The 26,070-nt window shown below is 61.1% G+C and carries 22 protein-coding genes; 12 read left to right on the top strand and 10 right to left on the bottom strand.

Annotation, left to right across the window (positions count from 1 at the left end):
- The first annotated feature begins 2 nt into the window (after window positions 1-2).
- The 8 genes from nuoN to AC244Q_RS06870 all read left to right on the top strand — a co-directional run bounded on the left by nuoN (window position 3) and on the right by AC244Q_RS06870 (window position 8,627).
- Entirely contained in the window at window positions 3-1,448 is a 1,446-nt protein-coding gene (gene nuoN / locus AC244Q_RS06835; RefSeq protein ID WP_128406373.1) for an NADH-quinone oxidoreductase subunit NuoN, read from the top strand.
- Window positions 1,448-2,212: a biotin--[acetyl-CoA-carboxylase] ligase gene (locus tag AC244Q_RS06840; RefSeq protein WP_012756970.1), complete on the top strand. Its 765-nt coding sequence runs from the start codon at window positions 1,448-1,450 to the stop codon at window positions 2,210-2,212. Before nuoN ends, AC244Q_RS06840 begins: the two co-directional genes overlap by 1 nt.
- Window positions 2,213-2,229: 17 nt before the next feature.
- Window positions 2,230-3,900, top strand: coding sequence for a ribonuclease J (locus AC244Q_RS06845; RefSeq protein WP_012756971.1), 1,671 nt, complete (start codon window positions 2,230-2,232; stop codon window positions 3,898-3,900).
- A 2-nt stretch (window positions 3,901-3,902) separates the two neighbouring features.
- Window positions 3,903-4,307, top strand: coding sequence for a methylmalonyl-CoA epimerase (mce, locus tag AC244Q_RS06850; RefSeq protein WP_012756972.1), 405 nt, complete (start codon window positions 3,903-3,905; stop codon window positions 4,305-4,307).
- 113 nt (window positions 4,308-4,420) lie between these two features.
- Window positions 4,421-4,696 (top strand): DUF1467 family protein, encoded by a 276-nt coding sequence (locus AC244Q_RS06855; RefSeq protein WP_012756973.1) that lies wholly within the window; start codon window positions 4,421-4,423, stop codon window positions 4,694-4,696.
- A gap of 590 nt (window positions 4,697-5,286) precedes the next feature.
- Window positions 5,287-6,609, top strand: a complete 1,323-nt coding sequence (gene proS, locus AC244Q_RS06860) for a proline--tRNA ligase (RefSeq protein WP_012756974.1) — start codon at window positions 5,287-5,289, stop codon at window positions 6,607-6,609.
- A gap of 15 nt (window positions 6,610-6,624) precedes the next feature.
- Window positions 6,625-7,929 carry a lipoprotein-releasing ABC transporter permease subunit gene (locus AC244Q_RS06865; protein ID WP_012756975.1) on the top strand — a complete coding sequence of 435 codons (1,305 nt, stop codon included), beginning with the start codon at window positions 6,625-6,627 and terminating at the stop codon, window positions 7,927-7,929.
- Between the two features lie 14 nt (window positions 7,930-7,943).
- Window positions 7,944-8,627, top strand: a complete 684-nt coding sequence (locus AC244Q_RS06870; RefSeq protein ID WP_012756976.1) for an ABC transporter ATP-binding protein — start codon at window positions 7,944-7,946, stop codon at window positions 8,625-8,627.
- Between the two features lie 203 nt (window positions 8,628-8,830).
- On the opposite strand, the gene AC244Q_RS06875 is transcribed toward AC244Q_RS06870, so the two are convergent.
- Window positions 8,831-9,760 carry an IS110 family RNA-guided transposase gene (locus AC244Q_RS06875; RefSeq protein WP_113545960.1) on the bottom strand — a complete coding sequence of 310 codons (930 nt, stop codon included), beginning with the start codon at window positions 9,758-9,760 and terminating at the stop codon, window positions 8,831-8,833.
- Between the two features lie 272 nt (window positions 9,761-10,032).
- Entirely contained in the window at window positions 10,033-10,497 is a 465-nt protein-coding gene (locus AC244Q_RS06880) for a DUF5680 domain-containing protein (RefSeq protein ID WP_113545959.1), read from the bottom strand.
- A 504-nt stretch (window positions 10,498-11,001) separates the two neighbouring features.
- On the opposite strand from AC244Q_RS06880, the gene dnaE reads away from it, so the two are divergent.
- On the top strand, window positions 11,002-14,499 hold the full coding sequence (gene dnaE / locus AC244Q_RS06885; RefSeq protein ID WP_017993625.1) for a DNA polymerase III subunit alpha: 3,498 nt from the start codon (window positions 11,002-11,004) through the stop codon (window positions 14,497-14,499).
- Window positions 14,500-14,510: 11 nt separating this feature from the next.
- Here dnaE and AC244Q_RS06890 read toward each other — a convergent pair whose 3' ends face one another.
- On the bottom strand, window positions 14,511-15,770 hold the full coding sequence (locus AC244Q_RS06890) for a L,D-transpeptidase family protein (protein ID WP_017993626.1): 1,260 nt from the start codon (window positions 15,768-15,770) through the stop codon (window positions 14,511-14,513).
- A 92-nt stretch (window positions 15,771-15,862) separates the two neighbouring features.
- Complete coding sequence (locus AC244Q_RS06895) at window positions 15,863-17,155, bottom strand: DNA polymerase IV (RefSeq protein WP_026157318.1); 1,293 nt, start codon at window positions 17,153-17,155, stop codon at window positions 15,863-15,865.
- 76 nt (window positions 17,156-17,231) lie between these two features.
- Between AC244Q_RS06895 and AC244Q_RS06900 the strand changes: the two genes are divergently transcribed.
- On the top strand, window positions 17,232-17,819 hold the full coding sequence (locus tag AC244Q_RS06900; protein ID WP_032996306.1) for a GNAT family N-acetyltransferase: 588 nt from the start codon (window positions 17,232-17,234) through the stop codon (window positions 17,817-17,819).
- Here the strand turns inward: AC244Q_RS06900 and AC244Q_RS06905 are convergent.
- Both AC244Q_RS06905 and AC244Q_RS06910 read right to left on the bottom strand, forming a co-directional pair.
- Window positions 17,794-18,468 (bottom strand): hypothetical protein, encoded by a 675-nt coding sequence (locus AC244Q_RS06905; RefSeq protein ID WP_113545958.1) that lies wholly within the window; start codon window positions 18,466-18,468, stop codon window positions 17,794-17,796. The genes AC244Q_RS06900 and AC244Q_RS06905 overlap by 26 nt on opposite strands.
- Window positions 18,469-18,470: 2 nt before the next feature.
- Window positions 18,471-18,779, bottom strand: coding sequence for a DUF3572 domain-containing protein (locus tag AC244Q_RS06910; protein ID WP_003558471.1), 309 nt, complete (start codon window positions 18,777-18,779; stop codon window positions 18,471-18,473).
- A 132-nt stretch (window positions 18,780-18,911) separates the two neighbouring features.
- Here AC244Q_RS06910 and AC244Q_RS06915 point away from each other — a divergent pair, with 132 nt between their 5' ends.
- Together AC244Q_RS06915 and AC244Q_RS06920 are read left to right on the top strand one after the other, a co-directional pair.
- On the top strand, window positions 18,912-19,283 hold the full coding sequence (locus AC244Q_RS06915) for a response regulator (RefSeq protein ID WP_003547430.1): 372 nt from the start codon (window positions 18,912-18,914) through the stop codon (window positions 19,281-19,283).
- 18 nt (window positions 19,284-19,301) lie between these two features.
- Window positions 19,302-20,675: a PleD family two-component system response regulator gene (locus tag AC244Q_RS06920; protein ID WP_113545957.1), complete on the top strand. Its 1,374-nt coding sequence runs from the start codon at window positions 19,302-19,304 to the stop codon at window positions 20,673-20,675.
- Window positions 20,676-21,422: 747 nt separating this feature from the next.
- Here AC244Q_RS06920 and rpmG read toward each other — a convergent pair.
- The 4 genes from rpmG to rnr all read right to left on the bottom strand — a co-directional run bounded on the left by rpmG (window position 21,423) and on the right by rnr (window position 26,070).
- A complete protein-coding gene (rpmG, locus tag AC244Q_RS06925; RefSeq protein WP_003547442.1) occupies window positions 21,423-21,590 on the bottom strand; it encodes a 50S ribosomal protein L33 in 168 nt (55 codons plus the stop codon).
- 92 nt (window positions 21,591-21,682) lie between these two features.
- Window positions 21,683-22,867, bottom strand: a complete 1,185-nt coding sequence (locus AC244Q_RS06930; RefSeq protein WP_017993630.1) for an MFS transporter — start codon at window positions 22,865-22,867, stop codon at window positions 21,683-21,685.
- A gap of 254 nt (window positions 22,868-23,121) precedes the next feature.
- Window positions 23,122-23,574, bottom strand: a complete 453-nt coding sequence (locus AC244Q_RS06935) for a DUF983 domain-containing protein (protein WP_113545956.1) — start codon at window positions 23,572-23,574, stop codon at window positions 23,122-23,124.
- A gap of 123 nt (window positions 23,575-23,697) precedes the next feature.
- Window positions 23,698-26,070 (bottom strand): ribonuclease R, encoded by a 2,373-nt coding sequence (gene rnr, locus AC244Q_RS06940; RefSeq protein ID WP_113545955.1) that lies wholly within the window; start codon window positions 26,068-26,070, stop codon window positions 23,698-23,700.

A 26,070-nucleotide genomic window follows, 5' to 3' on the forward strand; every position in this document is an offset into this window, starting at 1 on the left:
ACATGACCGCTGAAACAATTCTCCTCAGTCTGCATCTTTCCGTGCCGGAGCTCATCCTCGCGGTCGGCGCCCTTGTCCTGTTGATGGTCGGCGTCTTCTCAGGCGAGCGGTCGGGCCTTGTCGTCACCGGCTTGGCGATCGTCCTGCTCCTGGCCTCCGGCCTGTGGCTGCTCTTCGTGCCCGCAGAAGGCCTTGCCTATGGCGGCGTCTACATGGCCGACGGCTTCTCGCGCTTCATGAAGCTGGTGGCGCTGATCGGTTCGCTGGTCGCCATATTCATGTCGATCGGCCACGCCCGTGAAAATCAGCTCGACAAGTTCGAGTTCCCGGTTCTCCTGGTGCTCGCGACCCTTGGCATCCTGCTGATGATCTCGGCCAACGACCTGATCTCGCTCTATCTCGCGCTGGAACTGCAATCGCTGGCGCTCTATGTCGTCGCAGCGATCAACCGTGACAGCCTGAAGTCGACCGAAGCCGGTCTGAAATATTTCGTCCTCGGCGCGCTTTCCTCCGGCATGCTGCTCTATGGCATGTCGCTGGTCTACGGCTTCACCGGCCACACCCACTTCTCCGAAATCGCCCAGGCGCTGTCCGTCGAGGGCGCGCGTTCGCTCGGCCTGATCTTCGGCTTGGTCTTCATCCTCGCCGGCATCGCCTTCAAGATCTCGGCCGTTCCCTTCCATATGTGGACGCCGGATGTTTACGAAGGCGCGCCGACACCGGTCACCGCATTCCTTGCCGCAGCACCCAAGGTTGCTGCCATGGCGATGATGACCCGTATCGTCATCACCGCCTTCCAGCCGATTCTGGCGGACTGGCAGCAGGTCGTCGTCTTCATCTCGATCGCCTCGATGCTGCTCGGCTCGTTTGCTGCGATCGGCCAGAAGAATATCAAGCGACTGATGGCCTATTCCTCGATCGGCCACATGGGTTATGCGCTGGTCGGTCTTGCCGCCGGCAACCAGACCGGCGTCACCGGCGTCATGCTTTACATGGTCATCTACATGGTCATGACGCTCGGCACCTTCGCGATCATCATGTCGATGCGCCGCAAGGACGGCACCGTTGTCGAAAATGTTGATGATCTCGCCGGCCTCTCCACAACCAACCCGTTCATGGCCGTGGTGCTGACGGCGTTGATGTTCTCGCTCGCCGGCATCCCGCCGCTCGCCGGATTCTTCGCGAAGTACTTCGTCTTCGTTGCCGCTATCGAAGCCAAGCTCTATGCGCTCGCCATCATCGGCGTTCTCGCCTCGGTCGTCGGCGCCTACTACTATCTGCGCGTCATCAAACTGATGTGGTTCGATGAGGCGACCGGCGAATTCGCCCGTGTCTCCGGAGCGCTGCGTCTGGTCTTCGGTCTCTCCGGTTTCTTCGTCACCGCCTATGTCCTCATCGGCGGCCCGATCGGCGGCGCGGCAGAGCTTGCCGCTGCGACGCTCTTTTGATGGCTTCCGACGGACGGCGCCGGATATCGCTCGGCGATTTCAGGCACGAGGCTCTGTCGGAAACATCGTCTACCAACAGCGAATGCCTCGCCCGGGCTCGGGCGGGCGATGGCGGTAATCTCTGGGTGACCGCCGAGAGGCAGACGGGCGGTCGCGGCCGCCGCGGCAGGCTCTGGGTTTCCGAGCGCGGCAATCTCTACGCTTCTCTTCTCCTGATCGACCCGGCGCCTATGGAGCGACTGGGCTCGCTGCCGCTGGCGATCGCCGTTGCCGTGCACCAGGCGATCCGCAGGGTGTTGCCACTGGGCGCCGAACCGCTCGAGGTCAAATGGCCGAACGATATCCTCATCGGCCGAAAGAAGACCTGCGGCATTCTCGTTGAAGGCGAGGGGCTCCCGGATGGCCGTTACGCGCTGATCGTCGGCATCGGCATCAATATCTCGGTAATGCCCGACAATCCGCTCTACCCCGTTACCTGTCTGCGTCAGCAGGGAAGTGCGGCTTCGCCGGAAGAACTCTTCGCGCATCTCTTCGCCGCCGCGGCGGAAGTGCTTGAAATATGGGATCAGGGCCGTGGCGTCGGCGAGATCACGACGCTCTGGCGCGCCATCGCCTGCGGCATCGGCGAAAAGATTACGGTCAATTTGCCGGACCGATCGATTTCCGGACAATTCGCCGGAATTGATGATAATGGCTTGTTGATGCTCGATACCGGCGCTGGCAGGATAATGCCCATTGCTGCCGGTGATGTGTTTTTTGGTTAGCGGAAAAAACGAAAATTATGGCGAAACAGGACGAACTGGTATTCCTGCCTCTGGGCGGTGTCGGTGAGATTGGCATGAATCTCGCTCTCTACGGCTACGGCCCGCCCGAGCATCGCCAGTGGATCATGGTCGATTGTGGCGTCACTTTTCCTGGGCCTGACCTGCCGGGCGTCGACCTCGTATTGCCCGATATCCGCTTCCTCGCCAGCGAACGAAAGAACCTCAAGGCGATCATTATCACCCATGCGCATGAAGACCACTATGGTGCGCTCGCCGACCTCTGGCCCGGCCTCAACGTGCCGGTCTATGCCTCTGGTTTTACATCAGGTCTGCTTGAAGCCAAGCGTAATTTCGAGAAGTCTAAGATCGGCGAAGTGCCGGTGACGCCGTTCAAGGCCGGCGATACGATTAATGTCGGCCCCTTCAGCATCGAAGGTGTGGCCGTCAACCATTCGATCCCCGAGCCGATGTCGTTGATGATCCGCACGCCGGTCGGCAATGTCATCCATACCGGCGACTGGAAGATCGACCACGAGCCTTCGCTCGGGCCGCTGACCGACGAGACACGTTTCCGCCAGCTCGGCGATGAGGGCGTGCTAGCGCTGATGTGCGATTCCACCAATGCGCTGCGCGACGGTGTTTCGCCCTCCGAGAAGGATGTGTCGGAAAGCCTGCGCAAGATCATCGAGAATGCCGAGGGCCGGGTGGCGATCACCACCTTCTCGTCGAATGTCGGGCGTATCCGCACCGTTGCCGAAGCTGCCGAGGCGGCAGGCCGCGAAGTGCTGCTGCTCGGTAGTTCGCTGAAGCGCGTCGTCAACGTCGCCCAGGATATCGGCCTGATGGAAGGCGTGAAGCCCTTCATCTCCGAGGACGAATACGGCTACATCCCGCGCGACAAGGTCGTCGTCATCCTGACCGGCAGCCAGGGCGAGGCGCGGGCTGCCCTTGCCAAGCTCTCGCGCGACGAGATGCGCAATGTGGCGTTTGCGGCAGGCGATATCGTCGTCTTTTCCTCGCGCGCCATTCCCGGCAACGAGAAGGCGATCCAGGACATCAAGAACGGCCTCGTCGAGCAGGGTGTGCACATCATCACGGATACCGAGGCGCTGGTCCACGTTTCCGGTCATCCGCGCCGCAACGAGTTGCAGCGGATGTATGAGTGGACGCGGCCGAAGATCGTCGTGCCGGTGCATGGCGAGGCAACACATCTGACGGCGCATAAGGAACTTGCCGAGCAATCCGGCATCGCACTGGTGCCGCGAGTGCGCAACGGCGATATCCTACGGTTGGCGCCGGGTCCCGTCGAGGTGATCGGCGAGGCGCCGCATGGCCGGATTTATAAGGACGGCACGCTGATCGGCGATTTCGACGAGATGGGCATCGGCGAGCGCAAGAAGCTCTCCTATGTCGGCCATGTCGCGGTCAACGTCGTGCTCGACGCCCGCTATGACATCGTCGGCGAACCCGACCTCATTTCGATCGGCCTGCCGACCTACGATGACGAGGGCGAGGATATGGAGGATACGCTCTTCGACGCGGCGGTCAGCGCCATCGAGAGCATTCCGCGCGCCCGCCGCAAGGATATCGACATGCTGCAGGAGGCCGTGCGCCGCGCCATCCGCTCGGCCGCGAACAACACCTGGGGCAAGAAACCTCTTGTCACCGCCTTCGTCACCAAGGTCTGACCATGCTCGGCCGGGTCAACCATATCGCCATCGCCGTGCCCGATCTGGCCGCGGCGACGGCCGCCTATCGCGATACGCTGGGCGCTGCCGTATCGCAGCCGCAGACTCTGCCGGAACACGGCGTCACCGTCGTCTTCGTCGAATTGCCGAACACCAAGGTCGAATTGCTGCAACCGTTCGGCGATACTTCGCCGATCGCAGCCTTCCTCGAAAAGAACCCATCCGGTGGCATGCACCACATCTGCTACGAGGTGGACGATATCCTTCTTGCCCGTGACCGGCTGGTCGCGGCGGGCGCAAGGGTGCTTGGCGATGGCCAGCCGAAGATCGGCGCGCATGGCAAGCCGGTACTCTTTCTGCACCCCAAGGATTTCTTCGGCACGCTGATCGAACTCGAACAGGCCTGAGCCCTGCTGCGGCAGAGTGACCCGAGGGCGGCTAAACGTTTCGCCGGCTTTGAATTGGTCGCCATTCCGCCGTATAAGGACGCGATATCAGCGCGGCATCAACGGGAACCATAATGCTCCAGATCGTTCTTCAGGGATTTGCCGTCTACTTCATCATCTGGTGGATGACGCTTTTTGCCGTCCTGCCGATCGGCCTGCGCACCCAGGCGGACGACAACGACGTCGTGCTCGGCACGGTTCCGAGCGCGCCAACCCGGTTTCGCGCCGCTTTCGTGTTTTCGCTGACAACGTTGATTTCGGCCGTGGTCTACGGCCTCTGGTACGTCTGCGACACCTATTTCGGCTGGGGCTTCGATGCGCTGCCGCAACTCGGCCCGAGCTTCTATTAAGCGTGGCTTTTGCTCAAACTTTGAGCAGATGTAAACTTATTGAAAGCGAAATTTCGTCATACCAGTGTCATACTGTTGCGGCAAAGAGCTCTCGTAACGGAATGATGGCCATCCCCTTACGGAAGTCGGCTGGATTTCTGGATGGGATGGGGCCGAAAAGCCAAAAAAAAACAAGGCTAAAAGCCTTGTTTTAAGTATCGCGTGATCTGTAACCGTTGCCGGGGCTGCGACGAGCGCGCCTAAGATCTGATCCTCCCAAGACTTGACCGCGAATTCGGCAAGAATTTAACTTCCTGCCTGTTTTGTGAGCTAAAACTAGCTCAAACATTGGGCTTTGTCATCAGCTTTTTTTGCATTTTTGCTACACTCTAGCAAAATTTTTCTGTTGACAAGATTTTGGTTCAAGTCCTTATAAACACGCGCTTTTTTATGCCCTTTCATTTTGCGGGTGCGAACATGCGCTTCCGGGAGGTTGCCGGCATCCGTTGCGGGTTTCCTTCCTGCCGCGAAGCGGCTATGAACGCTCCCGACATTAACAATGGTCTTTCGATTCCGCCTGCTGCGGGATCTCAACCGCTCCGGAATCCGCCATGCGTCTGTCCCGCTATTTCATGCCCATCCTCAAGGAAAACCCCAAGGAAGCGGAAATCGTCTCCCACCGGCTGATGCTGCGCGCCGGCATGATCCGCCAGCAGTCGCAGGGCATCTATTCCTGGCTGCCGCTCGGCAAGCGCGTGCTCGACAAGGTCAACGCCATTATCCGCGACGAGCAGAACCGCGCCGGCGCCATCGAGCTGTCGATGCCGACCCTGCAATCGGCCGAACTCTGGCAGGAAAGCGGCCGCTACGACGCCTACGGCAAGGAGATGCTGCGCATCAAGGACCGCCAGGATCGGCCGATGCTCTATGGTCCCACCAATGAAGAGATGGTGACGGATATTTTCCGCTCTTCCGTCAAATCCTATAAGGACCTGCCGCTCAATCTCTATCACATCCAGCTGAAGTTCCGCGACGAGATCCGCCCGCGCTTCGGCACCATGCGCTCGCGCGAATTCATGATGAAGGATGCCTATTCCTTCGACCTGACGCGCGAAGGGGCGGAGCATTCCTATAACAAGATGTTCGCCGCCTACCTGCGCACGTTCGACCGGCTCGGCCTGCGCGCCATTCCGATGCGCGCCGACACCGGCCCGATCGGCGGCAAGCTCAGCCATGAGTTCATCATCCTCGCTGACACCGGCGAATCCGAAGTCTTCTGCCACAAGGATTTCGTCGATTTCGATATTCCTGGTGCACACACGGATTTCGACAGTGTCGAGGGCCTGCAGGCGATCTTCGACAAATGGACCTCGCTCTATGCTGCGACCTCGGAAATGCACGACGAGGCGGCCTTCAACGCCGTTCCGGAAGGCGACCGCCTGTCGGCGCGTGGCATCGAGGTCGGCCATATCTTCTATTTCGGCACGAAATATTCCGAGCCGATGGGTGCGAAAGTGCAGGGACCTGATGGCAAGGAACACTTCGTTCACATGGGTTCCTACGGTATCGGCCCGACACGCCTTGTTCCCGCCATCATCGAAGCATCGCATGACGACAACGGAATCATCTGGCCGGCATCGGTCGCTCCCTTCGATATCGTTGTGATCAACATGAAGGCGGGCGATCAGGCCTGTGACGATACTTGCGAGCTGATCTATGCCGCGCTGACCAAGGCCGGCAAGGATGTGCTCTACGACGATACCGATGATCGGGCCGGTACGAAATTCGCGACCGCCGACCTGATCGGTGTGCCCGTCCAGATCATCGCCGGCCCGCGCGCGGTCGCCAACGGCGAAGTTGAAGTGAAGGACCGCAAGACCGGCGCCCGCGAAACGATGACCATCGAAGCGGCGATCAACCGGTTCGTGGCTTAAGGAAACGGAGGCGAAATGGCAGACGCAGCAGTGGACCGGAGTTCAAAATCCGGCTTGGGTCCGGCTGGCAAGCCATTTTCCACCTTCGAACGCCTCGTGGCGTGGCGTTATCTGCGCGCCCGTCGCAAGGAGGCCTTCATCTCGGTGATCGCCGGCTTCTCCTTCGTCGGCATCATGCTGGGCGTTGCGACACTGATCATCGTCATGGCCGTCATGAACGGCTTCCGAACCGAGCTCGTCTCGCGCATCCTCGGCATTAACGGCCACATGATCGTCCAGCCGGTCGACGGCCCCTTCACCGATTATCCTGTCCTCAGCAGCAAGCTCGCCGCGGTGCCGGGCGTCAAGATGGCGCTCCCCTTGGTGGAAGGTCAGGTGCTCGCTTCGGCCCAGGCCGGCGGCAGCACCGGCGCTCTGGTGCGCGGCGCCCGCGCCGAGGACCTGACCAAGCTTAAGACGATCTCTGACAACATCAAATCAGGCGACATGGTGGGTTATGCCTCCGGCCAGGGTGTGCTGATCGGCACCCGCATGGCCGATCAGCTCGGTCTGCGCGTCGGCGACCTCATTACGCTGACGTCACCGGATGGCGACATTACGCCGATGGGCGTCAGCCCTCGCATCAAATCCTACAAGATCTCCGGCCTCTTCGAGATCGGCATGTCGGAATATGACTCCTCGATCATCTTCATGCCGCTCGAGGAAGCGCAGCTCTATTTCAATGCCGAGGGACTGGTGCAGTCGATCGAGCTGTTCGTCGATCACCCTGACGATATCGACAATCTGCGGCCCAAGGTGGAGGAGGCGGCCGGCCGCCAGATCGCCATCACCGACTGGCGCCAGCGCAACCAGACCTTCTTCTCGGCGCTGCAGGTCGAGCGCAACGTCATGTTCATGATCCTGACGCTGATCGTGCTCGTCGCGGCGCTGAACATCATCTCCGGCCTCATCATGCTGGTGAAGGACAAGGGCAGCGATATCGCCATCCTGCGCACCATGGGTGCCAGCGCCGGCGCAATCATGCGCATCTTCTTCATGACCGGCGCGGCGATCGGCATCGTCGGCACCGTTGCCGGTGTGCTGCTCGGCGTTCTCGTCTGCGTCAACATCGAATCCGTCCGCCAGTTCTTCTCCTGGATTTCAGGCACCGTGCTCTTCAATCCGCAGGTCTATTTCCTCAGCCAGCTGCCCGCCGAGATGGATCTCAGCGAAACGATCTCGATCGTTGCCATGGCGCTGACGCTCTCCTTCATCGCGACCATCTTCCCGGCCTGGCGTGCCTCCAGGCTCGATCCGGTGCAGGCCCTGCGCTACGAATAAGGAATGCCGCCTTCATGAAACGCAACGTCGTTCTCAAGCTTACCGGCGTCGAGCGCCATTACGGGCAGGGCGATACGCTGCTCTCGATCCTGAAGGGCGCAGATTTTTCGATATCGAAAGGGGAGACTGTCGCTCTCGTCGCCCCTTCCGGCACCGGCAAGTCGACACTGCTGCATATCGCCGGCCTGCTGGAGCATCCGGACGGCGGTGAAGTCAACATCAACGGCCATGCCTGCGACGGCTTGAGCGATGAGAAACGCACCGCCATCCGCCGCAGCGAAATCGGCTTCGTCTACCAGTTCCACCACCTGCTGCCGGAATTTTCGGCACTCGAAAATATCATGATGCCGCAGCTGATCGCCGGGCTTTCCTGGAAGGAAGCCGGAGAGCGGGCCGGCCAGCTTCTCGACTACATGCGCATCGGCCATCGTGGCTCGCATCGCCCCGGCGAGCTTTCCGGCGGCGAGCAGCAGCGCGTTGCGATTGCCCGTGCCGTCGCCAATGCGCCGACCCTGCTTCTTGCCGACGAGCCGACCGGCAATCTCGACCCGGAAACGGCAAGCTACGTGTTCGAGGCGCTGGAAGCGCTGGTGCGCCAGTCGGGCCTTGCTGCCCTTATCGCTACCCATAACCACGAGCTCGCCCGCCGCATGGATCGGCGTGTGACGATCTCTGACGGCAAGATCGTCGATTTCTGAGACTGCGGTCCATGGCTGTCCGGTTGACGCCGATGATTGCCCCTCAGAACTAACCTACCGGGGTCGAGCCACTGGCCTCGCCCCGTCTTTCGGACCCCGTAAATGGGGCGAGGGGACGTGCCATGCGAGAGATTGGCGAGGAACTGAAGGGTCGCGGCATATCCTCATCGCCCCGTTTACGGGGAGAGCGACTGTCTTGTTTGTCAAGCGGTTTGCCATGGTCGTCCGTCCCTGATGATGGCGTTGAGGATGGTGAGTAGCTTGCGCATGGTTGCGACGATGGCGACGATCTTGGGCTTGCCGGCCGCGACCAGCCTGTCGCGGAAGGCCTTGAGGTCGGGGTTGTATCGGCTGGCGACGAGGGCGGCCATGAATAGGACGGCGCGCACTTTGCCTCGGCCGCCGCCGATGAAGCTCTTGCCTTTCCATTTTCCCGACTGCCGCGTCCATGGGGCAAGGCCAGCCAGCGATGCGATCTCGCGCCGGTCGAGGCTGCCGAGCTCCGGCAGTTCGGCCAGCAGCGTGCGCGCTGTCGTCGCTCCGACACCCGGCACCGAGGTCAACAGCGCCTCGCGCACCCGCCAGACCGGCGACTTGCGGATGTGGCTGTCGAGATCGGCATCGAGGCTTTCGAGCTCGCGCCGCAAGGCTTTCAGCAAGCGCTTGATGCTTTTCTGCGCCTGCTTTGCCAGCGCCATGCGCAACCGGTTCTCCTCGGCTACGACCATCTGCACGATCTGGCGCCGGCGAGCCACAAGCTCGGAAAGAGCCTGTGTCTCGGCATCGCGCAACGGCCGGATCTCGGGCTTCGTCGCCAAAACGAAGGCGGCGATGACGGCGGCATCGATCGGATCGGTCTTGGCCCTGCGGCCGATCGCATGGGCATAGGCGCGCACTTGCGCTGGATTGATGACGAGGACGGTTAATCCGGCGGCCGACAGCCCAGCCACCGCCAGCATCTCGTAGCCGCCGGTCGCCTCCAACCCAATCGCATCAACACCGATGCCTTTGAGCCGCTCGACCAGTTCATCGATGCCGGCATGGTCGTTGCCGACGGCAAAGACCTCACCTTGCGGCAGGATCGCAACATCCAGGCGCTCTTTCGAAACGTCGATTCCAACAACAATCTCCATCTGATCCCATCCTTGCCTAATCGGGCTTTGCCTTCGCAAGCGGCCCTGGCGACTGTTCGGGTTCAATGGAACAGCGGATGGAGACCCACGCTCTCCCACGGGCTTGGTGTCCCAAAGGTGCATCGGTCTTCCATCCGCCACCGCAAGAGGCATTACAGCGCCAGGAGCGGATAAAGGGAAGTTACAAAGGTGGCGGCAGCCGGACGAGTGGCTGATCTCGCCGACCTCCTGGCGGGACATTATGCACTTAACAGGACAGCAGTGGGCCACGATCAGGGGATAACCAGTCCGCCGCGGTAGTCGAGCATATAGGCCTTCTGGCCATCGACCATGATGCATTCACTGCCGCTGAACCGCTCGCAGCTGCCTTCGCTGCGGTCGATATAGCGGCCGAGCGGATGGTCGAATTCCATTCCGCCAAGAAACTGCCCCTCTCGATACATCGCCGAAAGTGCTGTCTTGATCACCGTCCCGGCTGCTGCGCCGTCGATGAGATCAGGCGCAATGACGCAGCCAAAATAATTCATCGCCCAGACGGGCTCGTCGGCAAGCCACACCACTTCCTGTCCGGCGAAATCCGTGCCGCCGAAATAGCTGTCGAGATAGCGCCAGTCGCCGCGTTCGTAACCGATATCGTGGGAGCTCGGCCGGCAGGGCGCGCGCGCCGCGCCGCCGCCCACATAGGTCGTAGCCTTCGCCTCCACGATGAATTCGTTCAGCATCGCAATATCGAGCATGTCATTCTCCTCTCGGCCCGATGTTGGCAAATAATCCCTGGCATGTAAAGAACAGAAAGTGAACATAGGCCGGGAGTAGTGGAGTCGCTCTGAGGAGGGCTGCCGCCTGAGCACCATGACCGATCAGCGGCGGATCGGGAAAGGGCAAGGCTGCTGCCGATCACCTCGATCGCCGGCCCTCTAGCCGATTCGTCGCCTATTTCCTGGGATCTTCAAACACAAGAAAGGAGGAAAAGATTCCTGTTGACAATAGAACATACATGGAACAAATTGAAAACATAACGAGTAAAGGAGAGCCCGATGACTGACATGATCCGTGATATCGCAGCATTCACCTCCATCGCAATGTTCGTTGCCAGCTTCTCGCTCATCGTCATGGCGCTCTAAAGTTTTCAGGGGACCGCATGGCAATCATGCGGTCCGGACGCGGGACTTCTTCTGGACATCATCGCCCTCTATGCCGACAATGCGTCCGATTCATTCGGGTGATTGGGAAGGCATGTCATGGCGGATACGGCAAAGGGTTCAACGGGTGAGGCGATCGGCGGTACGCCGGGTTTCATCCACCTGAGGGTCCATTCCGCCTATTCGCTTCTCGAGGGCGCTCTGCCGCTGAAGAAGATCCTCTATAAGGCGACCGGCGACAGCCAGCCGGCGATTGCAATTACCGACACCAACAATCTGTTCGTCGCCCTCGAATTCTCCCAGAAGGCGATGGAGGAAGGCCTGCAGCCGATTATCGGCTGCCAGGTCTCGATCGACATGGGAGACGGGTTGGAAACGGAAAAGCGCGGCGGCCAGCAGGCCCTGGTCAAGCTGCCGGCGATCGTTCTTCTCGCTGCGACGGATGCCGGTTACGAACGGCTGGTCGATCTCGTCAGTCGGGCCTATCTCGGCGGCGAAAGCAACCAGGCCGTTCATATCAGTGCCTCCTGGCTGGAGGAGGCAGGCACGGAAGGGCTGATCGCATTGACCGGCGCGCTGACCGGGCCGGTCGACGTGGCCATCAAGGAAGGCCATCCCGCTCAGGCGGAAGCCCGGCTGCTCACGCTGAAGCGTCTCTTCGGCGACAGGCTCTATGTCGAGCTGCAGCGGCACGGCACCTATGACAAGCGGCACGAGCAGAAGATTATCGGGCTCGCCTATGCCCACGACCTGCCGCTGGTTGCGACCAACGAGGCCTTCTTTCCGACCCGCGACGATTACGACGCCCATGATGCGCTAATGGCGGTCGCGCACAACGCCATCGTCTCCGACGACAGCCGCTTTCGCCTGACGCCGGATCACTATCTGAAGAGCCGGGCCGAGATGGTCAAGCTCTTCGCCGACCTGCCGGAAGCGCTGGAAAATACGATCGAGATCGCCACGCGCTGCTCCTTCGTGCTGAAGACCAGAAAGCCGATCCTGCCACGCTTCACCGGTGCGACCGACGATGCCGAGGAGGCCGAACGCGCCGAGGCGAGCGAGCTGCGCCGCCAGGCGGTCGAAGGGCTGGACATGCGGCTTGCAACGCTCGGCATGTCGGCGGGTTACGAGGAAAAGGACTATCGCGAACGGCTGGATTTCGAGCTTAGCGTCATCGAGCGCATGCGGTTTCCCGGTTACTTCCTGATCGTTGCCGACTTCATCAAATGGGCCAAGCAGCATGACATTCCGGTCGGTCCCGGCCGTGGTTCGGGCGCCGGGTCGCTGGTCGCCTATGCCTTGACGATCACCGACGTCGATCCCTTGCGTTTTTCGCTGCTATTCGAGCGCTTCCTCAATCCGGAACGCGTCTCGATGCCGGACTTCGACATCGATTTCTGCCAGGACCGCCGCGAAGAGGTGATCCGCTACGTCCAGGCCAAGTATGGCCGCGAGCAGGTGGCGCAGATCATCACTTTCGGTTCGCTGCAGGCGCGCGCCGCCCTTCGTGACGTCGGCCGTGTGCTGGAAATGCCCTATGGCCAGGTCGACAAGATCTGCAAACTCGTACCGAACAACCCGGCTAATCCGACGCCGCTGTCCAAAGCGATCGAGGAGGAGCCGAAGCTGCAGGAGGAGGCGGCGAAGGAACCTGTTGTCGCGCGCCTGCTCGATATCGCCCAGAAGATCGAGGGGCTTTACCGCCACGCCTCGACTCACGCCGCCGGTATCGTCATCGGCGACCGGCCGCTTTCCAAGCTGGTGCCGATGTATCGCGATCCGCGCTCCGATATGCCGGTCACCCAGTTCAACATGAAATGGGTCGAGCAGGCGGGCTTGGTCAAATTCGACTTCCTCGGCCTGAAGACGCTGACGGTGCTGAAGGTCGCCGTCGATTTCGTCGCCAAGCTCGGCGTCAAGGTTGATCTCGCGGCCATTCCTCTCGACGACAAGAAGACCTACGAGATGCTGTCGCGCGGCGAGACGGTCGGCGTGTTCCAGGTGGAAAGTGCCGGCATGCGCAAGGCGCTGATCGGCATGAAGCCGGACTGCATCGAGGACATCATCGCGCTGGTGGCGCTCTATCGTCCCGGCCCGATGGAGAACATCCCGACCTACAATGCCCGCAAGCACGGCGACGAAGAGCTGGAATCGATCCATCCGATGATCGACCACCTGCTCAAGGAAACCCAGGGCGTCATCGTTTATCAGGAACAGGTGATGCAGATCGCCCAGGTACTATCAGGCTATTCGCTGGGGGAAGCCGACCTTCTGCGTCGCGCCATGGGTAAGAAGATCAAGGCTGAGATGGACCAGCAGCGCGAACGCTTCGTCGTTGGCGCCGTTAGGAATGGCGTATCGAAGCCGCAGGCCGACAATATCTTCGAACTGCTGGCGAAGTTCGCCAATTACGGCTTCAACAAGTCGCATGCCGCCGCCTATGCCATCGTCTCCTACCAGACGGCCTACATGAAGGCGCATTACCCGGTCGAATTCCTCGCCGCTTCGATGACGCTCGACATGTCCAACACCGAAAAAGTCAATGATTTCCGCCAGGATGCCAAGCGCCTCGGCATCGAGGTGATCGCACCCTCGGTGCAGAGCTCCTTCCGCCATTTCGAGACCGGCGACAACCGCATCTATTACGCGCTCGCCGCCCTCAAGGGTGTCGGCGAATCCGCCGTCGACCATATCGTCGAGGTGCGCGGCGACAAGCCCTTTGCCAGCATTGAGGATTTCTGCCTGCGCATCGATCCGCGTCAGGTCAATCGTCGCGTGCTCGAAAGCCTGATCTATGCCGGCGCCTTCGATTGTTTCGACATGGACCGCGCCCAGCTGGCAGCCGGCCTCGACCGTGTTCTCGGTTATGCCCAGCGTGCCCAGGAGAACAAGCTGAGCGGCCAGTCGGACATTTTCGGCAGCACGCTGACGTCGGGGCCTGAGAAGATCTCCCTGCCGCCGTTCTCGCCCTGGCTCCCCTCCGAGCGGCTGCTCAAGGAATTCCAGGTGCTGGGCTTCTATCTGACGGCCCACCCGCTCGATTCCTACAACAACATCCTGCAGAAGATGCGGGTGCAGACCTTTGCCGAATTTTCCGCCGCCATCAAACAGGGCGCGGCCAATGCGCGCCTTGCCGGTACCGTCATCTCGAAGCAGGAGCGCAAAACCCGCACCGGCAACAAGATGGGCATCATCGTCTTCTCCGATTCTTCGGGCCAGTTCGAAGCGGTGCTGTTTTCGGAAATGCTGAACCAGTATCGCGACGTTCTCGAGTCGGGAAAATCCTTCGTGCTGACCGCGACAGGCGAGGAGCGGCCGGAGGGCATCGGCCTGCGCATCCAGACGATCCAGTCGCTGGAGGAAAAGTCGCTGCAGATGCAGAAGGCGCTGCGCGTCTATGTCCGCGATTCCGGACCGCTGCGGATGGTTGCCGGCCATCTGAACGCCAAGGGCGACGGCCTCGTTTCCTTCATCGTCATCAAGGAGGATGGCAAACGCGAGGTGGAAGTGGCGCTGTCGGAGAAATACCGCATCACGCCGGAGATCGCCGCCGCCCTTCGTGCCGCCCCCGGCGTCGTCGACGTCGAACTGGTTTGATCAGCCCCGCGTCACCCGCGGGTGATTGTGATGAAATCCGTGCCTTCGCCGGTTTCCCGGCCGAGGCCTGTATCGGAGATCGTCAGCGTCGAGCCGGGCGCGATGAGGGCGTCGATCCTGCGGCGGGTCTCATCGGGGATGGTAATCCGGCTGAGCGAACGGGCGATCGGCTTGCCTGTAATGATCGAGCTTTCCTGATTGGTGATGCCGAGCCGCTTCATCGTTTCTCGGGAGAGATTGTTCTCGAGCGTGATGCCGAGCCAGTCGGCGGTGCCGGCCTTTTCATCGACTGCATGCAGCGTGAAGAAATGTGTGCCGAGCGCCAGTCCCGGATCGGCGATCGTCACCGGCGCTTCGAAGATCGGCTTGAAGGACTGCCGCACCATGATAACGCCGTTGGGCGGCTCTCCCTTGCCAGCCGCGGCATAGGCTTCTCTGAGGAGCGTGTCGGAAACCAGGCTCCTGTCGGCGGCAAATTCCGCCGGCCGCAGCGTCTTGAAAGCCTTGATCGCTTGCACCGTCGACGGACCGAGCAAGCCGTCCGGACTGCCGGCGGAAAAGCCGAGCTGGTTGAGCAGGGTTTGGATGTCGATCACCGTCTCGCGCAGCGTCCGGCGCGTGACGAGCATGCTGATCGGCTCGGACGGCGGCTCTGGTTCTGTCGCTGCAATCGGCTGCACTGCCGGCATCGGCATCGCAGCGGTATCGTTCATCGCCACCTGCACCGGCTTCTCGGGGCTGTCGAGCATCGAGGGCCGCAGTTCGACATCCGAAAGCAGCGGCATTGCCGTCGGCGTATCTGGACGGAAAAGGGTCGGATGCTCGATTGGCCGCGGCACCAGCTCACCGTCGCTGATGATGACGGGGACACTGAGGTCGGTCATGCCATAGAGCATTTTTGCGAAGGCGCCGGGCATACGCACGCAGCCATGCGAGGCTGGATAACGCGGCACGGAATTGGATTCATGCAGCGCAATGCCGGACCAGGTCAGCCGTTGCATGAACGGCATCGGCGCCGCCGAATAGAGATTGGATTCGTGGTATTTCTGCTTTTCCAGCACCGAGAAGATGCCGCTCGGCGTCGTGTGGCCGTCCTTGCCGGTCGAGACCTTCGAGGTCGCGACGACCTCGGTGCCATCATAGACCGCAAGCGATTGCTTGTCCTTCGAGACGAAGATCTGCAGCGTGCGCGCAGCATCCGCGGCAAGAGCGGGGTGCACGAGTGCGGTGGCCGACAGCAAGCCGAGGCCGAAGACGAGACGCGAGAACATGAGACCCAACCATACGCAATACTTGCCCGGCACATTATGGGACGAAGTTTAAGGAAGATTTTATGGGCCGCCTGGCTGGCAGGCCTCACGCGTTAGTGATCGCGCTTGCTGTTGCCGAACGTATAGCCGGTCTCGACCGTCTTCTTGCCGAACTTGTCGCGCAGCTTATCCATCGCCGCTTCGGCCGCCGCACGCCGGCCCGATTGCTGGTCGATCAGATCCGGCGGATCGGCGCGGGCGGCATCGCCGAGATCGGTGACGCCGATGCCGATCAGACGGAACTTCGTACCATCAGTCTCTTTTTCAAGAAGCTCGAGCCCGGTGCGGAAAATCTTGTCGGCAAGCTGGGTCGGGTCTTCGAGCTTGCGGTTGCGGGTGCGCGATTTGAAATCGGCGCTCTTCATCTTCAGAACCACGGTCTGGCCGGCAATGCCGTTTTTCTTCAGCCGCCAGGAGACCTTTTCGGAGAGGTTGCGCAGGATCGGCACCAGATCGTCATAACGCGAGATGTCATCGAAGAAGGTGGTCTCCGACGAAACGCTCTTGGCGGCATCGTTGAGATGCACTTCGCGGTCGTCGATGCCGCGCGACAACCGTGCGAGCCGTTGGCCGATGCTGCCGTAGCGGCGCATCAGGTCGTTTTCTTCCATCTGCTGCAACTGGCTGATGGTGCGGATGCCGTCCGCCTCCAGCGTCGCCGCAAAGGCCTTGCCGACGCCCCAGATCGTGGTGACGGGACGCGGCGCCAGGAACTCGACCGCTTCCTCGCGGCCGATGACCGAAAAGCCGCGCGGCTTCTGCAGATCGGAGGCGACCTTGGCGAGAAATTTGCAATAGGAAAGCCCGACCGAAACGGTGATGCCGACCTCCCTTTCGATACGGCGGGCGAATTTGGCCAGCGTGCGCGCCGGCGGATCGTGATGCAGCCTCTCGGTGCCGCCGAGCTCTAGGAAGGCCTCGTCGATCGATAGCGGCTGCACCAGCGGCGTCAGATCCTGCATCATGGCGCGCACCTGCCGTCCGACCCGGACATATTTCTCCATGTCGGGGCGGATGACGATCGCTTGAGGGCATGCTTCCAGCGCCTTGAACATCGGCATGGCCGACCGCACGCCATGGATACGGGCGATATAGCAGGCGGTGGAGACGACGCCGCGTTTGCCGCCGCCGATAATGACAGGCTTGTCGGCAAGCTCGGGATTGTCGCGTTTCTCGACGGCTGCGTAGAAGGCGTCGCAGTCGATATGCGCAAGCGTCAATGCGTAGAGTTCGCGATGGCGCACGAGGCGCGGGCTGCCGCAGGAAACGCAACGGCGCGCCTCGCTCTTCTGCTCGGCAAGGCAGTCGCGACAGAAGCCGGGTGTCTTGTCAGGCGTGGGCGTCATCATGGGAACAAAGATTGAACATTCTGAGATTACGCCTTAAGCTTCCGAGTCACAAGAGAGGGTGGAAGCTTTGCCTTTGGATAACGACCTTCGTTTCGAGCCGGTGACAGCAGAACGCTGGGACGATTTCGAAACCCTGTTCGGGCCGCAGGGTGCCTTCTATAACTGCTGGTGCGTCGCATTGCGTCTGCCGCATGCGGTGAGGACGAAGATGGCGGCCGACGAACGCAAGGCGCATATGCGGGAGCGGATCAAGGCGGGTCCGCCGCCTGGCATCCTCTGTTATGCCGAAGGCGCGCCGGTCGCCTGGGTGCAGGTCGGGCCGCGCCACGACGTGTCGCAGTTCAATTCGCCGCGCACCGTCTCGCGGCCGCTGGAGGAGGGCGATGCGCATGATCCATCCATCTGGGCCGTCAGTTGCTTCTTCCTGCTGCCCAAACTGCGCGGCAAGGGAATGAGCCACCGTCTGCTCGCCGGCGCGATCGACCATGCGCGGCGCCAGGGAGCGCGGCTGCTCGAAGCCTGTCCGATCGATCATGTGAAGCAGTCGAAATCCGTGACACTCTGCATCGGCTCGACGGCGATCTTCCATGCCGCCGGTTTCGAGGCGATAGCACGGCGCAAGGACGGTCGGCCGCTCATGCGGCTGGAACTGCGTGCGTGAAGGTGCCGGAAACAAAATGCGCCTCGATCAGCTCGGCCGCATGCGTCCAGTCGGTGGCGCGGGTGATGTCGTCAGCGGCGACCGGTGCGAAACGATGGACGGGCGAGTTCGGCATCAGGTGAATCAGCAGGCAATCGGCGACGTGATCCCTAACGGAATGCAGATTGCGCGCCATATCATCGATGAAGACGACGGGAAGGGAGCGGCTGGCATGCAATGCGTGAACGATCGGCCCCTTGGGTTGTTCGGTGGCAAGCAGCGGAAAGAGCAGGCCCATCCTGTCGAGCAGGCGACGGCGCTGGTTCTGGAACCGCGGCTGCATGGCTGTCAGGAAAAGCACATCGGCCTCTTCCGAAAGCCGGTCGAGTGTTTCGACGACGCGGTCGAGCGGCGTCTGCCACAGCTCTTGTGCCTCGAAGAATTCCTCGATCAGCCGGCTGACCTCTTGATCCTCGATCTCCACGCCGTCGGCTTGCGAGACGATGTTGCCGTGCAGCCGGAACGATCGCGGCAGAAACGCGTGACCCTGGCTCTGAAGGAAAAGCTGGAAGGGACCTATGAACTGCAGCACGACGTCGTCGACGTCGCAGACGATCAACGGCCGTTCGCCGAGGCGGATATGCGAGATGTCGAATTCCCCGGAGGTCACGGTCAGTATTCTCCGGAATCGAGGCCCGGTGACGAGAAATGCCGCCAGGCCGCCGTCACGGTCTCTGGGCTGATTCCGCTCGCCGCGCAGAAGGCCATGGCCGTCGGTTCGTGGTTCATCAGAAAATCCATCAAGCCGGCAAGGAATCCCGGATCGTTTACGGCGTTGCGCACCTGGCCGGGCGCCACACCCGTCAGGGCGAGGAAGCGGCCGAACATGTCGGGATCGTCGGCAAGCCAGCCGAGCACGGCGATCGCTGTCTCGTGCGGGTCGGCGGCCTGTTGTTTCGAAGTCTTGAAGTTGCTTTGCATTTCGCTGGGTAAGTTACCTTTTCTTCAACCAAATACCGGTAGCGTGCGCTATCGGTTTCACGAGCTATTTGTCCGCATGTGCCTTTCTCATGGGACGAACCGCTGCGCGAACGGACGTAGGGACAGCTTGTCATGCCCAAACAGGTGATGATTGTAGAAGATAACGAGCTCAACATGAAGCTCTTTCGCGACCTCATCGAGGCGTCCGGCTACACGACGATCCAGACCAGAAACGGTATGGAGGCGCTCGATCTGGCGCGCAAGCATCGCCCCGACCTCATCCTGATGGATATTCAGCTTCCCGAGGTCTCTGGCCTCGAAGTCACGAAATGGCTGAAGGAAGACGACGAGCTGCACGTGATTCCCGTCATCGCCGTCACGGCTTTCGCGATGAAGGGCGACGAGGAGCGGATCCGCCAGGGCGGCTGCGAGGCCTATGTTTCCAAGCCGATCTCCGTTCCGAAATTCATCGAGACGATCAAGACCTATCTGGGCGATGCCTGACGCATCGGAAAGACGCTGATGACTGCGCGAATACTGGTGGTTGACGATATTCCGGCCAACGTGAAGCTGCTCGAAGCGCGGCTGCTTGCGGAGTATTTCGACGTGATGACCGCCGCCGACGGCTATACGGCACTGGCGATCTGCGAGCGCAACCAGGTCGATCTCATCTTGCTCGACATCATGATGCCCGGCATAGACGGTTTCGAGGTCTGCGAGCGCCTGAAGGCCAGCCAGAAGACCGCCCATATTCCAGTCGTCATGGTCACCGCGCTCGACCAGCCGACCGACCGCGTACGCGGCCTGAAGGCTGGCGCTGACGATTTTCTCACCAAGCCGGTCAACGATCTGCAGCTGATCTCACGGGTGAAGAGCCTGCTACGGCTGAAGTCGTTGAGCGATGAGCTGCGCATCCGAGCCGACACTGCTCATACGATGGGCATCGACGACCTCACGCGGGCAGGCGAGGGCCGCGCCGACGAGACGGCTCAGGTCCTGCTCGTCGACGGCCGCGCCAATTCGCAGGAGCGCATCATCAAGGCGCTGAAGCCCGTCGCCGACGTGCTTGCCCTCTCCGATCCGCAGGCCGCCCTCTTCGAAGCGGCCGAAAGCGCGTTCGATCTCGTTATCGTCAACGCCAACTTCGACGATTACGATCCGCTTCGCCTCTGCTCACAGCTGCGCTCGCTGGAGCGCACACGCTTCCTGCCGATCCTGATCATCACCGAGCAGGGCGCTGACGACATGGTGGTGCGCGCGCTCGATCTCGGCGTCAACGACTACATTATCCGCCCGGTCGATCCCAACGAACTGGTCGCGCGCAGCCTGACGCAGATCCGCCGCAAGCGCTACAACGACCGCCTGCGCGCCAGCGTCAAGCAGACGATCGAGCTTGCTGTGACCGATCCGCTGACCGGCCTTTATAACCGGCGCTATCTCGACAATCACCTGAACGTGCTCTTCAATCGTTCGATGGCGCGCGGCCGGCCGCTTTCGGTGCTGATCACCGATATCGACCGCTTCAAGCATGTGAACGACACCTATGGCCATGACGGCGGCGACGAGGTGCTGCGGGAATTTTCAAGTCGCGTCCGTTCGACCATCCGCGGTGCCGATCTCGCCTGCCGCTACGGTGGAGAGGAATTCGTCGTCGTGATGCCCGACACCTCCCCGGAAATTGCCGCCGCCGTCGCCGAGCGCCTGCGCGCGGCGATCGAAAGTGCTCCCTTCATGCTGAAACACTCCGGGGAAGCGCTGAACGTCACTGCTTCCTTCGGCATCGCCTCGCGTATTGCGTCGGTGCTGACCCCGGGCCAGCTGATGAAACAGGCGGATCTGGCTCTTTACGAGGCCAAGAATACCGGCCGCAACCGTGTGGTCGCCGCGGCCGCGTGACGAATCATTTGCCGCCATACGCGCCATTTGCGGGTTTTCCACCGCGGTAAGCCAATTGTTACCGATTTTTAATCTTCGCCTGTGCAAGGCGGAACGAAAAATTTGCAGTTCAATAGCCCAAAAATGGACTCGCTGCGTTGCTGCGGATGTGTTGCCGCGCGACAGTCTTGAGAGCATCAGCCCGTAGCTCAAAATGAAATGGAAAATATAAAAACTGCCTGCCGCCAACAGGGGCAAATAGATTGCGGCGACGTCACCTCACGTAGGGGAGGGGAGGCGTAAGTTATTCAGTTATATTGTCGAATTTCTTCGAAAGGTCAGGCGCTACGCTTCGAGTCCAAGCAGAGCCGACAAATCTTTGTATGTCCCAAATCTGGACTTTTAACCATAGAATCAAGCTGCAAACATTCACCATTAAGAATTTGTTGATTTTCTTTCATTTTTGCGCAAATTATCGGCTCATAAGAGAAGCGCTCCCGTTGAGGAGTTGTCGATACCCCATGATGCTCAGGTCCGCCGCATCTCCTGGGTCGTGGGGTCGGTCGGCTAGTAGGCAAGTTATAGCGGTTCCTCGTGCCGTTTTGCATGCTGGCCGACCCCCTTTCAAGAAAACGCCGCCACTTCCCGAAGATGGAAGGGCGGCGTTTTTCTGTTTGCGCTATCATCTTTTAAAGACGATCAATCCGGGCAATAAAAAACGCGCAACCCGAAGGCGCGCGCTTTTTTGAAATCCGTCAGGCCAAGTGATTACTTGATCTTGGTTTCCTTGAACTCGACATGCTTCTTCGCAACCGGGTCGTACTTCGTCTTCGTCATCTTGTCCGTCATCGTACGGCTGTTCTTCGTGGTGACGTAGAAGAAACCGGTGTCGGCTGTCGACAGCAGCTTGATCTTGATTGTTGTAGCCTTGGCCATGGTCGTCCTGCCTTTAAGAAAATGAAAGCCGTGGAAGCCGGATGGGCTCCACGGCAAATCCTGGCGCGAAACTACGAATCCCGCCCGAAAAGTCAAGCCCGTTTTCGAATGAACATCAGTCTGATGCCGGAAAGTAGGGCGTAAAGACCGAAGAAAGCCGCAATCGCCCAGGCAAAACCGTTATTTCCAGCGACATCGATCGCCGCGCCGATGGCCTGCGGCCCGGCCACGGTTCCCATCGCATAACAGAAGACAAAGGCAGCATTGGCCGCCGCAAGATCGGAGCCGGTCAGCCGCGAGCCGAGATGGCTGAGGCCGACCGTATAAAGGCCTGAGACACAGCCGCCCCAGAAAAGCAGGAGCCCGGCCATCAGAAGCCAGTTGTCGAGCAACAGCGGTAACATCATCGAGCCGATGAAGCCCATCAGCGCCATGCCGGCCAGAAGCGGCCGCTTGTCGGCGATGCGGTCGGAAAGCAGGCCGAGCGGGATCTGAAAGATGACGTTGCCGACACCCATCATGGTGAGCAGCAGTGCGGCCTGCGATTCGGTGAAATGGGCGCGCACGGCAAAGATCGGAAAAAGCGACAGCCCGCCCGCTTCGACGGCGCCGAAGATGAAGACCGCCGCCGTCGCCGTCGGCACCAGGAAAACGTAGCGCATGAAATGCAGCTCCGGTTTTTCCTCGAGCACTGGGCTTTCGTCGCGGGCGATGAAGATCGGGATGGCGGCAAGCAGGATGGCGGCGGCGCCGATCAGGAAGGGGAAGATGCCGTCGCTGCCGAGGATCGAAAACAGCAGCGGTCCGGCCGCGAAGCCAAGGGAAAGCACCGTCGCATAGATGCCGAGCACGAAGCCGCGCTTGGAAGGCGGCGAAGCGGCGTTGATCCAGAATTCGGAGAGGATGAACAGCGTCGTCGTCGCGCCGTGGAAGGCGAAACGCAGCGGAAACCACATCCAGAAATCCTGGGCGTAATAGAAACCAAGCGCGCTCAGCGCCGAAATCAGCACAGCCCAGATCATCGTCGGCGCAACGCCGTATTTATGGGCGAGCTTGGTGGTGATCGGTGCGGCGGCCATCGCCGCGACCCCGGCCATCGCCGTGTTGAGTCCGATCAGGGTGGACGAGATACCGCGTTTTTCGAGGATGATGCTGAGGAGGGGCAGACCGAGGCCGATTGCTATGCCAACGGCTGATATGGACGAGATGGCTGCCACCAGAGAAGGCCAATGGATTTCTTCGACATCGCCCGGTGTGCCGGTTCTCGGCTGAGACATTTATCCATCCTTAGAGAGGTGCGCGAACGAATCGGCCGATCCCGTCAGATAGATAGACACGGACGTGCCAAATCCAGGTGACGGATGCCGCTTCGCAGTATTTCCGATGTGAGTGACCATCTGCGGAATGTAAAGCCCGTTCGGGCAAGAAATGCTAACCATGTCAGGTCTTGAGGATCCTTGGCTCCCGCATTTGGGTGGTGGTCGGTGGAGGGCTGGCACTACACGTTAAATATGTCTGGAAGGTGAAGGGGCTAATTCGGCCGGCCGGGGATGTCATAATCGTCCGGACCATCACTCTCGCCGCCGAAGCCGTGCATGCGCAGTGCCCATTGCAGACCGATGACCCCGCCCTTGATCGGCTGGATCGAGGCAAGCGCGGCGATAACGGTGATCGGCGCCCAGATGGCCAGATGGACCCAGACCGGCAGCACGAAGGTCATGTCGGTCAGCATATAGCCGCCGACCACGACGTGGCCGAGGACGAGGATGACGATATAGGGTGGCAGGTCGTCGGCGCGTTGGTGATGCATCGCCTCGCCGCAGGCCGCGCAATGATCGACCGGCTTCAGGAAGGCACGAAAGAGCTTGCCGTTGCCGCAGGCAGGACAGCGGTTCATCAACCCGCGCATAATGGAGCGCCCAAGCGGACGCTCGACCTGGGGCGTATCCCCGTAGCGGGCAACCGGATCGGTCGGTGTGCTCATCGCATGTTCCTCTTCGGATCTAAAGCATGTCGCGCGAAACTGTGCTGCGGTTTCGCGATAACGACATGCGTAAAAACAAGGACCTACGGCGCGGGGAGCCAATCTGAACGATTGCGACGCGCTTTAGTGCCGTCCGCGCGGCGGCCTCGTTCCGGGCTTCTTGCGGACCTGGCCCCTGTCGCGGCGGCCCGCCTTGTGGAAGGAGCGCACTGCCGCCGGCATCCCGCGACCCTCGCTGACCATTTCGAAACGCAGCGCGCCGGCAAGCGGGATCGCTTCGGCAAGCTTGACGGTGACGCTATCGCCCAGGCGATAGCCGAGCCCCGTCTTTTCACCGGAAAGCGCCTGATGCGCCTCGTCATAGATGAAATAATCGCTGCCGAGCGTGGATATAGGGACGAAACCGTCGGCGCCATAGTCCGGCAGGGAAACAAAAAGTCCCGATTTAGTCACGCCCGAGATCCGCCCGGCAAATTCCTCGCCGACGCGGCCGCTGAGGTGGTGCGCGATGAGCCGGTCGACGGTTTCGCGCTCGGCTGCCATGGCCCGGCGCTCGAAGGTCGAGATTTCGGCGGCGATATCGTCGAGCGCTGCCTCTTCTTCGGGCGTGATGCCGCCTTCGCCGAAGCCGAGCGAGCCGACGAGGGCGCGATGCACGATGAGGTCTGCATAACGGCGGATCGGCGAGGTGAAGTGGGCGTATTTCATCAGGTTGAGGCCGAAATGCCCGATATTCTCCGGGCTATAGATCGCCTGGCTCTGCGAACGCAGCACCATCTCGCTCACCATGGTCTGATGCGGCGTGCCGTCCGCCTTCGCCAGAATGCCGTTGAAGTTGTTGGCTCGCATGTTGCCGCCCTTGGCAAGCGAGATGCCGAGCGTGGCCAGGAACTCGCGCAGGATCTCCTGCTTGGCAAGCGTCGGACCATCATGGATGCGGTAGATCAGCGGCTGACGTTTCTTTTCCAAGGTCTCGGCGGCGCAGACGTTCGCCTGGATCATCATCTCTTCGATCAGCTTATGCGCATCGAGCCGTGGCGGCACGACGACCCGGTCGACCGTGCCGTCGGGCTTCAGGAGGATCTTGCGCTCCGGCATGTCGAGTTCCAGCGGCTGGCGCCGGTCGCGTCCACGCTTCATCACCTCATAGGCGTGCCAGAGCGGCTTCAGGATCGGCTCGAGCATCGGCCCGGTCTGATCGTCCGGCTTTCCGTCGATCGCCGCCTGCGCCTGCTGGTAGGAGAGCTTGGCTGCACTCTTCATCATGATGCGATGAAAGATATGGCCGATCTTGCGGCCTTCCCCGGAAAAGCTCATGCGCACGGCGAGTGCCGGGCGGTCGACGCCTTGCTTCAGCGAGCAGAGATCGTTGGAGATGCGCTCCGGCAGCATCGGCACGACACGATCGGGGAAATAAACGGAGTTGCCACGCTTCAGTGCCTCACGGTCGAGCGGTGAATTGGGGCGGACATACCAGGAGACGTCGGCAATCGCGACGGTGACGATGACGCCGCCGGGATTGTCGGGCGAGGGATCGAGCTCGGCATAGACAGCGTCGTCATGGTCCTTGGCATCGGCCGGGTCAATGGTGATCAGCGGTACGTCGCGCCAATCCTCGCGATGCGACATGGTGGCGGGCCTTGCAGCTTCCGCTTCGGCGATGACGGCCGGCGGGAAGACATGCGGAATGCCGTGGGCATGGATTGCGATCATCGAGAGCGCTTTTTCCGAACCGACGGAACCGACGACGGAAAGCACCTTGGCGCGCGGTAGGCCGAAACGGCCGAGACGGGCGATTTCGACTTCGACCAGATCGCCATCCGTGGCGCCGCCGGTGAAGTCGGGATCGATCACCATCTCCTCGCCGCGCCGTTCGATCGGCAGCAGCCGGCCGCCACCATCAGGTGCAGTGCGGAAAACGCCCATCGAGGCGCCGCGGCGCCTGTCGATCACCTTGATGATCCGCGCCGTATAGGCCGGCCCGCCGCGATCGACGGCCGGGAAGATTTTTGCCAGGATACGGTCGCCGAGCCCGGCGACGGGCGCCTTCCCCTTGCCCTGGCGGCCTGCGGGCGATTGCTGGCGGATGGCGACAGCCGGTGCTACGCCCTGGTCCTCCGGCCATTCCGCCGGCCGGCCGATCAGATCGCCGTCCTTGTCACGCGTGGTGATATCGAGAACGGTGACAGGCGGCAGCGCACCGGGCCGGATTAGCGACTTGCGGTTTTTCTGCAGCATGCCTTCCTGCTCAAGCTCCTGCAGCATCTGCTTGAGTTCGACGCGGCTATCGCCTTTCAGACCGAAAGCCTTGGCCAGTTCACGCTTGGACGCTTTCTGCGGATGATCGGCGATGAAGCGCAGAACCACCTCGCGCGAAGGCAGCGCGCCATGGACGATGTTGAGCGGCTCGACGGTGGGAGCATCCTTGCCGGCGTGTCCGGTCTTGCCCGGGCGCTTGCCCGCAGGGTTCGTTCTCTGGCGCGGTATCCTGCTCAC

It is taken from the genome of Rhizobium sp. CB2179, assembly GCF_057653455.1.